Here is a 15,870-nt window from a genome sequence, read left to right as displayed (position 1 = left end):
AGGTAAACGATACCGCCGCATATAGAGGCCATCGCATAAATTTCGCGGGTGAAAAGAACAGGATGTTCGCCCGTGATCACATCGCGCATCAGACCACCAAAGGCGCCGGTGATGGCGCCGAGGGCAATGCAGATAGGAGCGGGGAGACCAGCAGCCAGCCCCTTGTTGATACCGGTAATAGTAAACAGTCCCAACCCGATGGCGTCGAAAATATTGAGCCAGCGGTTCAGTCTTTTTACGTAGGAAAAGAATAACGAAGCAATGATGGCGGCAACAATAATCGCCGTATTACTCAGCTCGTCCGTCATCCAGGCTACGGGGGTGGCGCCGAGCAGCAGATCGCGTACAGTACCGCCCCCGATGGCCGTGATGAAAGCCAGCGCCAGCAGGCCAATTACGTCGTATGATTTATTGATAGCTGCCGTTGCGCCTGAAATGGCAAAAGCAAAAGTTCCCAGTAATTCTAATCCGTGTACAAAGGTTAATTGCATCCCCCTTCTTTGAAAAATTCGCGATAAAGATAATCAGGAAAAGGGAATTACAACGTGTGTACAGTTACCGGATTGCCGTGGGCTTATGCATCAATAGTCGTAGTCATATTCACCGCGCAGGGTGCGTTCTATCTGGTTACGCAGATCCGTGCTGAATCCTTCCACTTCTATTTTGGGCTGATGATCAAGATTGATGCGGAAATGTCCTTTCTCCAGGGCCAACAAGTCGTAAATATCTTCTAACAGGGCGTATAACAGTCGTTTGGTATTCTCTGCAATCTGTGCCAGCAGGGTATCTTCAAAGTGAATAAATTCCTGATTCTTGTAAGATAAGGTGACATGTATCATAACTAATGGTTTTTCTACAGGATAGCTTTTTGTTAATTAAAAGTTGCCGATTAAACAGTTGATTATCATTATCTAATTGTTAAATGATCCCATAAAAATAGGAAAATTGGAAGGAATATTTTTTAATTAATGCATAATTTTATCCACATCTCTAAACAAAAAATGAAAAATGTTCTATCTTCAGAAGTTAACCTTTCATCATCATTAATCTGCGCTTTCCCCTGCTTCATTTTTTTTATTTTAAAAATTGTCTACCATTGTGATTCACTATTTTGAAGCAATGAATAAGATCAAATTATTAATTATCCTCGTTGTAATCAGTTGCAATACCTTGCTGGCGCAACCAGGAAAAGGAATCAGGTGGAGCCGCGACGGCCGGTCCATTTACAAGGCAGACCAGACAGGCATCATCGCCGACCCACTGTCTGGTGCATCATCAACAATAATAGTGCCGGTTGAAAAACTCACTCCTGCAGGGCAATCCCGCCCGCTACCGGTAAAGGACTTCCACTTTTCCGCCGATGAAAAAAAACTCCTCATCTACACCAATTCGAAAAAAGTATGGCGCTATGAAACACGCGGCGACTACTGGGTACTTGATCTCGCCAGCGGAAAGCTCCAGCAACTGGGCAAAAACAAGCCCGCTTCTTCACTGATGTTCGCCAAGTTATCTCCTGATGGTTCCAAAGCGGCTTACGTGAGCGGTCATAATATATATGTGGAAGATCTCAGCAACGGCGCCATTACAGCTATTACTACCGATGGCACCAGACGCTTTATCAATGGCACGTTCGACTGGGCCTATGAAGAAGAGTTCGGCTGCCGTGACGGCTTCCGCTGGAGTCCCGACGGTAACAGCATCGCCTACTGGCAGATCGATGCAACCAAGATCAGAGACTTCCTCATGATCAACAACACTGATTCTATCTATTCATTTACTGTCCCTGTAGAATATCCGGTGGCCGGAGAAAGTCCTTCCGCCTGTCGTATAGGCGTTGCCGATATAAAGACTGCTAAAACAACCTGGATGCAGGTTCCCGGCGACGACCAGCAGCACTATATCCCCCGCATGGAGTGGATGCCCGGAAAAAATGAACTGATCATCCAGCAACTGAATCGTAAGCAGAATGAAAGTAAGATCATGGTGTGCAATGCTTCCAACGGCCAGGTACGCGGACTTTACACAGAAACCGACAGTGCATGGATCGATGTAAAATCACGCTGGGATGACGACAACATCGCAGGTTGGGATTTCATCCGCAACGGTAAAGCATTCATCTGGGTAAGTGAGCAGGACGGATGGCGCCATCTGTACAACATTTCATCCGAAGGCGGTAAAGCTACGCTGCTGACTCCCGGTGATTATGATGTGATCAGTATTGTGAAGATAGATGAACCTAATAATCTTATCTACTTCATTGCATCCCCCGAAAATCCTACACAGCAATATCTTTATAAAGTGCCGCTGGCCGGTGGTAAAGCTGTACGCGTTACCCCTGCAGACCAGCAGGGTTCACATGAGTATAAAATGTCGCCCTACGGTCCCTGGGCTATACATGAGTTCAGCAACTCCTTCACTTACCCGGTGAAAGAAAATCTGGACCTGCCTGCACATACCAGCAGTACCAACGCGGTAGTGAACGCACTGAAGAAATCAGCTGTCAATCGTAATCACGTAGAGTATTTTGAAGTGACGACGGTGGATGGTATCACCATCAACGGATGGATGACAAAGCCCAATAACTTCAATCCTGCTAAGAAATATCCGGTGGTATTCTATGTATACGGTGAGCCCGCAGGCGCTACCACACTCGATGTAATCGGTGCAGGACGTAACTTCCTGTATAACGGCGACATGTCTGCCGACGGCTACATCTATGTATCTATGGACAACCGCGGCACACCGCTGCCCAAAGGCCGTTACTGGCGCAAGAGCATCTACCGCAAGGTGGGCATTATCAATGCACGCGACCAGGCGATGGCTGCACAGGCATTGATGAAGAAATATGCTTTCATCGATCCTGCACGTACCGCCGTATGGGGCTGGAGCGGCGGCGGTTCTATGACGCTTAACCTCCTGTTCCAGTATCCGGATATTTACAAAACAGGGATCGCTATTGCAGCCGTAGGCAATCAGCTGACTTATGATAACATCTATCAGGAGCGCTATATGGGCTTACCGGAAGAGAACAGGGAAGATTTTGTAAAGGGTTCTCCCGTCACCTATGCCCGTAATCTCAAAGGAAACCTGCTGTATATTCACGGCACCGGAGATGACAACGTGCACTATCAGAATGCAGAAATGCTGCTCAATGAACTGATCCGCTATAACAAACAGTTCCAGTTCATGTCATATCCCAACCGTACACACGGTATATCAGAAGGTGCTGGTACCTACGAGCACCTGTCTACCCTGTATACCAACTACCTGCGCACGCATTGTGAGCCGGGAGCGAAGTAGAGATATTTTTTTATTTTCTTATTTTTTTATTTGGATATTTGATGTCCGATTTGGGGATTATTTGATTTTGGAATTTTTAAATGCAGCGAAGCATCTTTGATGTATTTAAAAATTCCAAAATCAAATAATCCCCAAATCATAAATAAGAAAATAAAGAAATAGAAAAATCAAAAAACAGACATGTCAAAGACGGGTATTATTGGGATTATAGCATCGCTGACAGTGATAGTGTGCGCATTCCTGCCATGGGCAACGATTGAAAGCAGGCACCTCATATTTACGGGCGTGAACACCACCGGTTCCAACTATGGCGAACCGGGCAAGCTCAGTATTGTGCTGGCTGTTGTGGCAATTATTATATTCTTTGTGAAGAAACGCCCTGTGGCACGTGTCAACCTGTTTGTAGCCGGATTTCTGCTGGCGTGGACGTTCAGGAATATGGTATTGTTTAGTCGTTGTGAGATGGGAGAGTGCCCGCAAACGGGTGTTGCCCTGTACCTTTCACTGGCAGCTGCGGCAATCGCATTTGGCTGCGTCCTGTTTACGCGCACCCGTCCTTAAAATATTTTATGCAGCAGCCAGGCGCCACCAAAAATACCGGCGCCCATTAACCAGTAACGGAGTATTACCGGTAAAGGGCGCTGGTTGGTGATCCTGGCCTTTGTAAAACTGAAGATGGTTAATCCCAGAAAAACCAGCATCGTACTAGTTTGAGAGGCCGCCGTGAAGTTCTCGTTAGAGAGATAGGGGCCAAAAGATAAAGTTCCTCCCAATAAAAAGAAGAAGCCGGTAAACAAGGCACTGCGTGTAGCGCGCAGAGGGCTAAACGTCGTTTCTTTCACCTGTTCCTGTTGCAGGGTATTTTCCCATAACGCAGCATCCTTCACCATCTCATCAGCAATCAGTGAGATCGTATTTTCATTAATATCCAGGCGTTGCAGCTTGGTACGTTCTTCATCAGAGAGGAGCGGACTGTCGTGTTGTGTATCACCTTTATTGGCCTGGTATGCACTAAACATGACAAGTATGGCTCCCATGATGCATATGCACAGGTTGATGGTATAGAAGGTTTGTACTTCTATAGGGAAGCCCTGTATAACCTGGGTAGCGAAGAACAGCAGGAATAACCCGTCAGGGAATCCGATCAGGTAATCTGTCTTCCATCCGGAACTGCGGATGGCTTTATTTGATGTATTCATACTGCTGTCAGCTGAAGGCTTTATCCATGCTCTTTTTGATAATCTGTACACAGTCGGCCACCTGTGCGGCGGTGATGGTAAGCGGCGGCGCAAAGCGGATCTTGTCGCCGTGTGTTGGCTTAGCGAGCAGGCCGTTTTCCTTTAAAGTAAGGCAGAGGTCCCACGCGGCTTCCGGATCTGCATGTTGAATAACGATGGCATTTAGCAGTCCTTTACCACGGACGGTGGTGATGAAAGGTGAATGAAGGTCTCTCAGCCCGTTGCGGAGGAGTTCACCCATTGCAGTTGCATTAGCGGCCATGTTTTCATCCTTCAGCACATCCAGCGCAGTCATCGCCACTTTGCAGGCAAGCGGGTTGCCGCCATAGGTGGAGCCATGCTCGCCGGGTTTAACGGTAAGCATGATTTCATCGTCTGCCAGCACGGCGCTTACAGGTAGGGTGCCGCCGGAGAGGGCCTTACCAAGTATGAGAATATCCGGACGGATGTTCTCATGATCACAAGCCAGCATTTTGCCGGTGCGGGCCAGGCCGGTCTGTATTTCATCCGCCATGAACAGTACGTTGGCATCCTGGCAGTAAGCGTGTGCTTTGGCAAGGAAACCTTCATCAGGTACCATTACGCCAGCCTCACCCTGAATCGGTTCTACCAGGAAACCAGCCACGTTTTTGTCTTGCAACGCCTGTTCCAGTGCGGGCAGGCTGTTGTAAGGAATGATCTCGTAACCCGGCATAAAGGGCCCGAAGTTATTGCGCGCAGTAGGATCGGTACTGAACGAAATAACATTCAGGGTGCGTCCATGGAAGTTGTTCCCGCATACAATGATCTTCGCTTTGTTCTCGGGAATGCCTTTCACCATATAGGCCCAGTGACGGCAGAGTTTCAACGCTGTTTCCACTGCTTCTACGCCGGTATTCATGGGTAATACTTTATCGTACCCGAAGTAGCGGTTCATATATTGCGCATATTCACCCAGTAAGTCACTATGGAATGCGCGCGAGGTTAAAGTTAATTTCTGTGCCTGCTCTATCAGAGAGGCAATGATCCGGGGATGACAATGGCCCTGGTTTACGGCAGAATAACCGGACAGAAAATCGTAATAACGCTTTCCGTCCACATCCCATAAAAATACCCCTTCACCACGCTCCAGCACTACTGGTAACGGATGATAGTTATGAGCTCCGTACTGTTCTTCCAGTGCCAGGTAATGTTGGGTTCTTTCACTAATTGTATATGCTGGTATCATAACACGAAATTACTGTAAATACTGTGATTTCACTGATTTTTGTGATTATCCTGAAGGGGTGTAAATGATTAATTTAAAGAGCAGAGAGGATATGATGATGGCGATGACGGCCCAATATATTATCGTGATCAAGTCCATGTCAACTCCGTATCAAGTCCACCTTAAGGCCGTTAACGCTTCATTATCAACTCCTTCCCATCAGGACAATCAAAAAAAGTCATAATAGAATCACGATTTAAGTCTGCTAACGAGATCAATGTATTCCTGCATGGCTGCTTCTTTGCTTTTACCTTTCAGGGAAGTCCAGGCTTCATATTTTGCTTTGTTCACAAAATCGAATGGGTTGGCGGGAGGCTCCGTATTTACATCACCTTCGGTACCTTGTTTAAACAAGGAATACAACTGCAGAAGTATTTCGTTGGAGGGTTTCTCAGATAGTGTTTTGCTGTCTGCTACGGCTTTTTCGAATTGGGCTGTTAATTCCATATTGCTAAATTTAAATTGTTCTTTTACTAAGATGAGGATTTAAATTTAATCTGTCAAAAATGAAGCTGGCGACTATTCCCTTCAAAGCAGGTATTTTTATTAACATCCCTAAACAATAATAAACTAATTTTAATACCTTTGCAGGCTGGAAAAGGTGCGATGGGCTGCGATTGACGCTCATTGCCAGTAAATTAACATATGAAGAATATTCGCAATTTTTGTATCATTGCCCATATTGACCACGGGAAGAGTACCCTGGCGGATCGCCTGCTGGAGCAGACCAAGACTATTTCTGACCGCGACATGCAGGCGCAGGTGTTGGACGATATGGACCTTGAAAGAGAGAAAGGTATCACGATCAAGAGCCACGCCATCCAGATGAACTATCTCGCCAAAGACGGCCAGAAATATGTTTTTAACCTGATCGATACTCCCGGCCACGTTGACTTCTCCTACGAAGTATCACGTGCGCTGGCAGCCTGTGAAGGTGCACTGCTGCTGGTAGATGCCGCACAGGGCATCCAGGCGCAGACCATTTCCAACCTGTACCTCGCACTGGAAAATGACCTCGAGATCATCCCCGTTATCAATAAGATTGATATGCCTGGCGCCATGATCGAAGAAGTAAAGGACCAGATCATTGAACTGATAGGCGTGAAGGAAGAAGAAATCCTGCTCGCTTCCGGTAAAACAGGTATTGGTGTTGAAGAGATTCTCGAAGCTATCGTAGCACGCATACCCGCTCCGAAAGGCGACCCTGAAGCTCCGCTGCAGGCGCTCATATTCGACAGCGTATTCAACTCTTTCAGAGGTATCATCGCTTACTTCCGCATCTTCAACGGTTCCATCAAGAAAGGCGACAAGATCCGCTTTTTCAACACCGGGGAAGAATATGAAGCAGACGAAGTAGGTATCCTCAAGCTGGGCCTCGATCCCCGCAATGAAGTAAATACCGGCGACGTAGGATACATCATCACTGGTATCAAAAACGCGAAAGAAGTGAAAGTGGGTGATACCATCACCCTCGCCAACAATCCTTCCAAAGAGGGTATCAAAGGCTTCCAGGAAGTAAAACCAATGGTATTTGCCGGTATCTTCCCGGTAGTAACAGAAGACTTCGAAGAGCTACGCGATTGCATGGACAAACTCCAGCTGAACGACGCATCCCTCACCTATGAGCTGGAAACCTCACAGGCGCTGGGATTTGGCTTCCGCTGCGGCTTCCTTGGTATGCTGCACATGGAGATCATCCAGGAACGTTTGGAAAGAGAATTCAACCAGACCGTTATCACAACCGTTCCCAACGTAGGCTTTATCGCATATGACACCAAGGAAAAGGTCATTCTGGTGAACAATCCCACCGAAATGCCTGATCCTACCAAGATGGAGAAGATCGAAGAACCGTTCATCCGCGCGCAGATTATCACCAAGCCGGAATACATCGGTAATATCATGACGCTCTGCCTCGGCAAACGTGGTATCCTCCTGAACCAGAGTTATCTCACCACTACCAGGGTAGAACTGATGTTTGAACTGCCGCTCACTGAGATCGTGTTCGACTTCTACGATAAACTGAAGAGCCAGACCCGCGGCTACGCCTCATTCGACTATACGCCGATCGGCTTCCGCGAAAGCGATATCGTAAAAATGGACATCCTCCTGAATGGTGACAAAGTGGATGCCTTAAGCGCCCTGATTCACCGTTCCCGTGCGCAGGACTTCGGCCGCAAACTCTGTGAGAAACTGAAAGAGCTGCTCCCGCGTCAACAGTTCCTCATTGCCATACAGGCTGCAGTAGGCGCCAAGATTGTTGCCCGCGAAAGCATCAGCGCCATGCGTAAAGACGTTACGGCCAAATGTTATGGCGGTGACATCTCCCGTAAACGTAAGCTCCTCGAAAAACAGAAGGAAGGTAAGAAACGTATGCGCCAGATCGGTAACGTAGAAGTACCGCAGGAAGCGTTCCTGGCTGTGCTGAAACTCGACTAACGGTGCTGAATCCTGTTGACTGAGTTCCGCTTAATATAATAAAAGAATAACCCGGCACATTAATACGTGCCGGGTTATTCTTTTATAGTCTTCGTCCCAATCATCAACATCACAGTTAATACCGCCACAGCAACCCGCCACCCCATCTGTACCTGGAGTCATAACCTGCTGACAAAGAGAACTTCTTAGTGAGCATGTATTGCAGATCAAGGTGATATTCCCAGTCGGTGTTGGCTTTCCAATTGAAAAATAGCCGGGGAAGCAGCCATTGTTCTCCCTCTAATCCGAACCTCACACGGCCTTGTGAATTGATGCGGAGGTCTGATTCAATGAAGAAGGGCAATGTATAACGGATACCCACCACGGGTACCAAATCTACTTCCTGGCGGAACACTTCTTTACCGCTGAATACCTGATAATAGGTCTGTCGCAGGCTGGTAACACCAATGTAGGGACGGAACCAGTCGCCGATATAACGTTCGTAGCTGGCGTCTGCCTCATACTGTCCGCTATAGTTGGCGTCTGCCTCAAGACGAAACGCATTGCTCCTGTTAAAGTAGTTAGCCTTCAGTTCAGCCATATGGCTTTTGGCGGCGATGCTGCCATAAAAGATCCATTCTTTATCTTCCCGCAACATCTTCTTCAAGGGGAAATCATCCAGGGCTGTATCCCGTGTGCTGCCTTCATATTCCACGATCCTGGCCATACCAGTCATCATGTGATAGAGCACGTGGCAGTGGAAGAACCAGTCTTTATCTTCTGTAGCCTCAAATTCAATGGTGATAGTACTCATGGGAGGTATGTCCAGTGTGTGCTTCAGCGGAGAGTAATCGCCGTTGCCATTCAGTACCCTGAAGAAATGTCCGTGCAGGTGCATAGGGTGGTTCATCATGGTTTCATTGACCAGCTTGAACTGTACAATTTCCCCCCTTTTAATCAGGATTTTATCAGCCTGGGATAAGGTCTTGTTATTGATGCTCCATACATAGCGGTACATGTTGCCCGTAAGACGTAATGTTTCTTTTCGTATAGGTTTATCCGTTGGAAATACCGTTGGTTCCGCTGATTTGAGTAACGGGTAGCTGAATGTCTCATAGACACTGGAATCTGCTGCTGTCATGGATTTCATCTTACTGTGATCCATATCCTTCATATCGTCCATATCCTTCATGTTGTTCATGTTGCCGTGATCCATTTGCATATTCATGTCATGGCCTTCCATGTTCATGGCATCAGGCATGTTAACAGCAGTGAGTCCCATCATACCGCTCATGCGCCATACGTTAGGGCGGGGAATGCCGGCAGCGTGGGTGCTGTCGCCGTGTCCGATCCATGCAGACGCGTAACCGGTTGCATCCTGCGCAGTGGCACGCAGCTCCCAGGCGCCTTTTTCAGGAATAGTGAGCAGGAAATCGTACGTTTCTGCAATACCGATCAGGATGCGGTTCACACTTACCGGTTGTACATCCTTACCATCAGCAGCGATGATCCGCAGCGGGCCGCCCGCATATTGAAGGTAGGTATAGGAAGAAGAAGAACCATTGATAACACGCAGGCGTATAGTGCTGCCTGGCGCATACCCGGAAAGGTCAAGGGAACGTTGCCCGTTCAGGAGGAACGCATCATAGTACACATCACTGAGATCCATTGGAGGCATACGCTGCCAGGCATATTTTATACGCTCACTCCAGGCGCCATGTTGTATTAGCTTGTCGAGGCTTTGCGGATATTTCTTTTTGATAGCGTACCATTCGTTGGCCTCATCTTTACGACGCAGTGTTTTCATGACCTCATGCGGATGCTCATTGGTCCAGTCGGAGAACAGCAGTACAATATCATCGTCTGTCTTGTATTTCTTCTCACGGGGCTGTATCGCGATAGAGCCATATACGCCACTCTGCTCCTGTAGCATCGTATGGGAATGGTACCAGTAAGTACCGGATTGAATGACCGGGAACTTATAGGTGAATGTTGTATGCGGGCGTATAGCCTGTGTAGTTAGATACGGCACGCCGTCCATAATATTGGGCAGCAGTAGGCCATGCCAGTGGAGAGAAGTTTCATGCATCATTTTGTTGTGTACCCGTATTATGGCGGTATCACCCTCAGTGAATGCCAGCAGCGGACCGGGAATCTGCCCGTTGATGCTCATCGCATGCACTCTTTTACCGGTGTAGTTTACAATAGTGTCGGCAATATAGAGATCATATGTCACTATGCGGCCGCTTACTTGCGGTTGTTGATGCTGGTGCTGGTGCTGTGCACCGGCCTGAACAGCCAGGAGCAGCAATAGGGTAAAGGTGAAGAGGTAGCGCACAGTTGGATTTACTTTGAGAACTAACATATTTAGTGGTAATATTGTTTTTACCGATTGTCACAAAACCTGCGCCCAAGTGCGGGAAAAGACATATTATGTAAATAATAGCCAATTATATATAAACCTTACCATTGTTAAAACCATTTTGATATGAAGCCATTCGTATTGTCATTATCCATCGCTGTGATGCTTTTCTCTTTTGCTGTCACAAATGCGCAGCAGACTCCTGCCTCCGCCGGAAAGGTATTGAAGGACGCCTGTACCCAGGCGGGGAAATCGAAGAAGAAAGTGTTTCTTATTTTCCACGCCTCCTGGTGCGGTTGGTGCCATAAAATGGACACCGCCATGAATGATGTATCCTGCAGGAAGGCTTTTAATGATAACTATGTTATCTGCCATATTACTGTGAGTGAGGCAAAGGATAAAAAGGCGCTGGAGAATCCCGGGGGAGAGGCCATGTTACAACAATATCATGGCGGCCAGTCCGGAATTCCCTATTGGCTTGTGTTTGATGCCTCCGGCACTTTGCTGGCCGATAGCCGTGCTTCTATAGACGGTGGGAAGCCGGAGAATGTAGGCTGCCCTTCAAAGAAAGAAGAAGTGGATTATTTTATCAGTGTACTGAAGAAAACTTCCCACATGAACGCAACTGAATTGCAGGCTGTAAGGACACGGTTTACCGGCATATAATCAGCAGTTAAAAAGCTGATTACGATTGAACTGTTTGTCTGACCTGATGTTATAGGAATTAAAACCTCAAGCATGCGTAAGTGGCTTAAAATTGCATTGATCACAGCGGGAAGTATAATTGGACTTATCATTATTCTGTTACTGGGAATGGGGTGGTACATCCAGTCGAACAAGGCACTATTTCTGAAACAGCTGACGGCACGTGTGAATGACAACCTGAATGGTGAACTGACCATTGGCGATATGAAGCCCTCTCTGTTCAGAAGTTTTCCGAATATGTCTATTGAGCTGCGCAGCGTAGTGCTGAAAGACAGTCTCTGGACACAACATAAGCACCCGCTAATTGATGTCAGCTATATTTTCGTACGGGTGAACACGTTATCTCTGCTGCGCAAACATACCGATGTGAAAGAGATCACACTGGAGAACGGCAGTATATACCTGTATACCGACACCTCCGGCTATTCCAATACCAGCATATTCCGCAGCGATTCGACAAAGCATCGCAAGGGTACATCGAAAGACGCAGAGATAAACAGGCTGTCTATGGAGCGTATCACTTTCGTGATAGACAACCGGCAGAAATTAAAAATGTTCCGGCTGGACATACAACAGCTGGATGGCAGGATACAGCCTACCGATTCACTGATCGATCTTAAAATACGTTCACAGATCATCACCAAAGATTTTGCATTCAATACCAGTAAAGGGAGTTACCTGAAGAATAAAACACTGGGGCTGGACCTGGCACTGACTTTCAACAAAAGCACAAAGCTGCTCAACATACCCCGGCAGGCAATAAGGATTGACAATACGCCTGTGGATATTGCAGGGCAGTTCTCCTTCGCGGAGAAACCGCCGGCTTTTACGCTGAAGATCAATGCCAACAAAGTGTTGCTGCAGGATGCTGCCTCCTGGCTTTCACCCAACATCTCTTCGAAACTGAATACTATCACCCTGAAAGGGCCACTGGACGCAGAAGCTGAGCTAAACGGACATATGAAGTTCAGGGATACGCCGCATGTGGTGGTGAGATGGAAAACAGAGAACAATACATTGGTGAGCGCCGTAGGAGAGTGGTCTGATTGCAGCTTCGCCGGCAGGTTCAATAACCAGGTGCTGCAAGGTCATGGGCATACAGATGAAAATTCATCGGTCAACCTGTTTGGCCTGAAAGCTTCATTGGGTGATGTTCCTATAAAAGCAGATACTATACGTGTTGTAAACCTGAAGCGTCCGGTATTGCAGGGTCACTTTACTTCAGCTTTCCCCTTAACTGCCATCAACGATCAGACCGGTGATATGCCGCTACTGTTCAAAGATGGTACTGCCGCTGCCGATCTGAACTACGAAGGGCCAGTGTTGAAAGATGACAACGTGCCATCAGCAATGTATGGAACCGTTCAGGTGCAGAATGGCGCATTCACCTATTTGCCCCGTAATCTGTCGTTCCACAACTGTAACGCCCTGTTACGTTTTACAGGGCCGGACCTGTTACTGGAAAACATCCGTATACAGTCTCAGAAAAGCTCCTTGCAGATGGATGGAAAGATGAAGAATATCCTGAACTCTTACTTTACTGCGCCTGACAAGATTGAGCTGAGCTGGAATATCCGGAGCCCGTTGGTGGATCTGAATGAGTTCAGGTCATTTTTGTCGATGCGCAAGAAAGGCAAGCAAGCAGCAGCCAAACAGCGGGCAAAGATGAGCCGTGTATCGCATCAGCTGGAAAACGTGCTGGCTGGTTGTAATGTGCAGATGCAGGTGTTGTTGGATAAAGTAGTGTTCCGTCACTTTACAGCACAGCAGGTGAAAGCGGGGCTGTCGCTTACCGCAACTGACTTGTTACTTAACAAACTTTCGATGCTGCACGCAGGCGGATCGGCAGAAGTGAGCGGACGTGTGAATCCTGTTGGGAATGATAATACCTTTAACCTGAATGCTGTTGTGAGCAACATGCGCATTGCACAAGTATTTGATGCATTTGATAATTTCGGGATGGATGGCCTTACAGGCCGTAACTTAAAAGGCATCATTTCCGCAAAAACCAATATCCGCGGCATCATCCAGGACGACGGTACTATCCGCAAACACTCGTTGTTCGGCGACATAGGCTTCAGCCTGAAAAATGGCGCATTGCTTGACTTTGAACCGTTGGCAGACATCGGTAATTTTATTTTCCGCAAGCGAAGGCTGGACAGCATCACCTTTGAAAACCTCAGCAGCACCTTTCATGTGCAGGGGGATAAGATCAACATCCCACCGATGCGTATTGCTTCCAGTGCCGTGAATATCGATGTGAACGGTGTATATGGACTCAGCGGCGGCACCAATATCAATATGGACATTCCCCTGCGCAACCCTGCAAAAGATTCTGCAATCACAGACAAGCAGGAGAAGTTCCGCCGCAGCAGGAAAGGCATTATCGTGCATCTGCGTGCTGTTTCAGGGAAGGATGGAAAGGTGAAGATCAAACTAGGAAAAGGGGATTAGGTTATATTTGTGTGTATGGATACTATTTTATCGGAATTTCACAATAGAACAGGAATGAAGAATATTGTATGGGGTGTTTTTTTTGTGTTGATACCCATTGGCGCCGGCGCTCAGCAAGTCAATAAAATAACCAGGTTGGCCGTATCCAGGGTTAAGCAATTTGATACTTCAGGACTCCGTGTTGTTCGTGTGGGCAGCGATGAAGTGGAAGCTACTAACAGAAAAGGTGATATACTACGCTATAGAATGGATCGCAAGCGGAATCCGATTCCCTATCATTGTGGCATTGCTTACCAATTGTTTGAATTTAGAAAAGGGTATATTACGCGGATAACCACTTTTGCAGTGGATGGCAATATGGCGGGAGAATTAGAATCGGAAGGAGAGGCTATTATGGAACTGGAGATCAAAAAGAAAGATTTGTTGGATAAACAGCTGGCGCGAATCGATGAGGAGGACGGCAATCTGGATCCCAAAGACGAAGATCAGCAAATCGTGCTTGCCCGGGTATACGATGACAGAAAGCGGCTACTGGCTGAACATTATATTTCTACCGGTTATTATTGGGAATTGCAACATATGATGTACAGGCCGTGAGCCTGGAAAAATGCTTCTGATAGGACAGGTCCTTTTTGAAGAAGGCCTGTCCTTTTCTTTAAAATTCTACATAAGAAATAACAGTATAAAAAATCAAAACGCCTGTTCGAGATCCGCCTTGATATCTTCAATGTGTTCGATACCCAGTGAAATGCGCAGCAGTCCTGGTTCTACACCGGCTGCTTTTTGTTCTGCCCCGCTCAGTTGTGAGTGGGTGGTTGTGGCGGGATGAATGATCAAAGTTTTGGCATCTCCAACATTGGCGAGATGATATATTAACTTCAACGACTGTACGAGCTTGTCAGCTGCTTCCTTGCCGCCTTTTACCTTAAAGCTCAACACCCCACCGAAACCATTCCTGAGATACTTTTGGGCGAGTACATGGTATTTATTGTCCGGCAGGCCGGGATAATTTACATACTCCACCTGTGGATGCTGTTGCAGCCATTGCGCCAGCTGTAGTGCATTGTCTACCGTGCGCTGCACACGAAGGGAAAGCGTTTCCAGCCCCTGGAGGAAAAGGAATGCATTTTGCGGCGCCAGTGCGGGTCCCCAGCTGCGAAGGCCGGTTACCCTGGCCCTGATGATGTAAGCGATGTTCCCAAACGAACTGGCAGCGCCAAATACGTCCCAGAACTTCATACCATGATAAGCATCATCAGGTTCACTGAATTGTTTGAACTTGCCATTGCCCCAGTTATAATTGCCGCCGTCTACAATGATGCCGCCAATACTGTTGCCGTGCCCGCCTATCCATTTGGTGGCAGCCTGTACTACGATATTGGCGCCATGTTCCAGCGGGCGGCTCAGGTAACCGGCGGCCCCGAATGTATTATCCACCACCAGCGGCAGATCATGCTTGCGCGCAATAGCGCTGATCTTTTCAAAGTCGGGGATGGCAAACCCCGGATTACCGATAGTCTCTACATAGATGGCTTTGGTATTTGCATCTATCTGCGTCTCGAAGCTTTCCGGGTTTTCAAGATCCGCGAATCGGGCTTCCACGCCTATTCTTTTGAAGCTCACCTTAAACTGATTGTAGGTGCCGCCATAGAGATAGGAGGACGTCACAAAGTTATCTCCGGGCAGTAGGATATTATGGAGCGCGATGAATTGCGCCGCCTGTCCGGAAGCCACTGCCAGTGCGCCAACGCCGCCTTCCAGTGCTGCCACTCTTTTTTCAAATACATCTGTTGTGGGGTTCATGATGCGGGTGTATATGTTGCCGAACTGCTTCAGCTCAAAAAGGTCTGCAGCGTGCTCAGCACTATCAAAAGTATAGGACGTAGTCTGATAGATAGGTACAGCTGCCGCTTTGGTAACGGGGTCTGGCTGGTAGCCGGCATGAACCTGTAAGGTATCGAAGTGCAATGGCTTTGTGGACATAGAAACGGGTTTTGCGTGTATAAATGATAGTTAGTCTACAAATATAGTGGACTAATAATGAAACTCAAAAAAAATAATATCTTTAACATTCATGAAACTGAAAGACCTTGTTAACGAGCACGACTACACGTAACCCCGCGGCGGATTTGCAGGATTGATTTACGTGG

General features: G+C 47.4%; 13 protein-coding genes. 6 read left to right on the top strand and 7 right to left on the bottom strand.

Annotation, left to right across the window (positions count from 1 at the left end; all coding sequences use genetic code 11):
* Together VM802_RS15060 and VM802_RS15055 are read right to left on the bottom strand one after the other, a co-directional pair.
* A partial coding sequence (locus tag VM802_RS15060) for a trimeric intracellular cation channel family protein (protein ID WP_325531883.1) occupies window positions 1-491 on the bottom strand: 491 nt, incomplete at its 3' end.
* Window positions 492-581: 90 nt separating this feature from the next.
* Entirely contained in the window at window positions 582-839 is a 258-nt protein-coding gene (locus VM802_RS15055) for a hypothetical protein (protein WP_325531881.1), read from the bottom strand.
* Window positions 840-1,119: 280 nt separating this feature from the next.
* On the opposite strand from VM802_RS15055, the gene VM802_RS15050 reads away from it, so the two are divergent.
* Together VM802_RS15050 and VM802_RS15045 are read left to right on the top strand one after the other, a co-directional pair.
* On the top strand, window positions 1,120-3,300 hold the full coding sequence (locus tag VM802_RS15050) for a S9 family peptidase (protein ID WP_325531879.1): 2,181 nt from the start codon (window positions 1,120-1,122) through the stop codon (window positions 3,298-3,300).
* A gap of 180 nt (window positions 3,301-3,480) precedes the next feature.
* Window positions 3,481-3,861: a hypothetical protein gene (locus VM802_RS15045; protein WP_325531877.1), complete on the top strand. Its 381-nt coding sequence runs from the start codon at window positions 3,481-3,483 to the stop codon at window positions 3,859-3,861.
* On the opposite strand, the gene VM802_RS15040 is transcribed toward VM802_RS15045, so the two are convergent.
* From VM802_RS15040 to VM802_RS15030, 3 genes are all read right to left on the bottom strand, one after another.
* On the bottom strand, window positions 3,858-4,499 hold the full coding sequence (locus VM802_RS15040; protein ID WP_325531875.1) for a VIT1/CCC1 transporter family protein: 642 nt from the start codon (window positions 4,497-4,499) through the stop codon (window positions 3,858-3,860). The genes VM802_RS15045 and VM802_RS15040 overlap by 4 nt on opposite strands.
* 7 nt (window positions 4,500-4,506) lie before the next feature.
* Complete coding sequence (rocD, locus tag VM802_RS15035) at window positions 4,507-5,745, bottom strand: ornithine--oxo-acid transaminase (RefSeq protein WP_325531873.1); 1,239 nt, start codon at window positions 5,743-5,745, stop codon at window positions 4,507-4,509.
* Window positions 5,746-5,973: 228 nt separating this feature from the next.
* A complete protein-coding gene (locus tag VM802_RS15030; protein ID WP_325531871.1) occupies window positions 5,974-6,231 on the bottom strand; it encodes an acyl-CoA-binding protein in 258 nt (85 codons plus the stop codon).
* 198 nt (window positions 6,232-6,429) lie between these two features.
* On the opposite strand from VM802_RS15030, the gene lepA reads away from it, so the two are divergent.
* Window positions 6,430-8,220, top strand: a complete 1,791-nt coding sequence (lepA, locus tag VM802_RS15025; RefSeq protein WP_325531869.1) for a translation elongation factor 4 — start codon at window positions 6,430-6,432, stop codon at window positions 8,218-8,220.
* 115 nt (window positions 8,221-8,335) lie between these two features.
* Here the strand turns inward: lepA and VM802_RS15020 are convergent, their stop codons facing one another.
* The gene (locus tag VM802_RS15020; RefSeq protein WP_325531867.1) at window positions 8,336-10,564 is read right to left on the bottom strand and encodes a multicopper oxidase domain-containing protein; all 2,229 of its coding nucleotides are present in this window, start codon (window positions 10,562-10,564) and stop codon (window positions 8,336-8,338) included.
* A gap of 123 nt (window positions 10,565-10,687) precedes the next feature.
* On the opposite strand from VM802_RS15020, the gene VM802_RS15015 reads away from it, so the two are divergent.
* From VM802_RS15015 to VM802_RS15005, 3 genes are all read left to right on the top strand, one after another.
* A complete protein-coding gene (locus VM802_RS15015; protein ID WP_325531865.1) occupies window positions 10,688-11,227 on the top strand; it encodes a thioredoxin family protein in 540 nt (179 codons plus the stop codon).
* A 72-nt stretch (window positions 11,228-11,299) separates the two neighbouring features.
* Window positions 11,300-13,720 carry an AsmA family protein gene (locus VM802_RS15010; protein ID WP_325531863.1) on the top strand — a complete coding sequence of 807 codons (2,421 nt, stop codon included), beginning with the start codon at window positions 11,300-11,302 and terminating at the stop codon, window positions 13,718-13,720.
* Between the two features lie 54 nt (window positions 13,721-13,774).
* Window positions 13,775-14,317 carry a hypothetical protein gene (locus VM802_RS15005; RefSeq protein ID WP_325531861.1) on the top strand — a complete coding sequence of 181 codons (543 nt, stop codon included), beginning with the start codon at window positions 13,775-13,777 and terminating at the stop codon, window positions 14,315-14,317.
* A 93-nt stretch (window positions 14,318-14,410) separates the two neighbouring features.
* Here VM802_RS15005 and VM802_RS15000 read toward each other — a convergent pair whose 3' ends face one another.
* Window positions 14,411-15,703 (bottom strand): O-acetylhomoserine aminocarboxypropyltransferase/cysteine synthase family protein, encoded by a 1,293-nt coding sequence (locus VM802_RS15000; protein ID WP_325531859.1) that lies wholly within the window; start codon window positions 15,701-15,703, stop codon window positions 14,411-14,413.
* Window positions 15,704-15,870 lie beyond the last annotated feature (167 nt).

This window comes from Chitinophaga sp. (assembly GCF_035538455.1).
GTDB lineage: Bacteria > Bacteroidota > Bacteroidia > Chitinophagales > Chitinophagaceae > Chitinophaga.
This window is presented reverse-complemented; position numbering and strand designations above follow the sequence as displayed.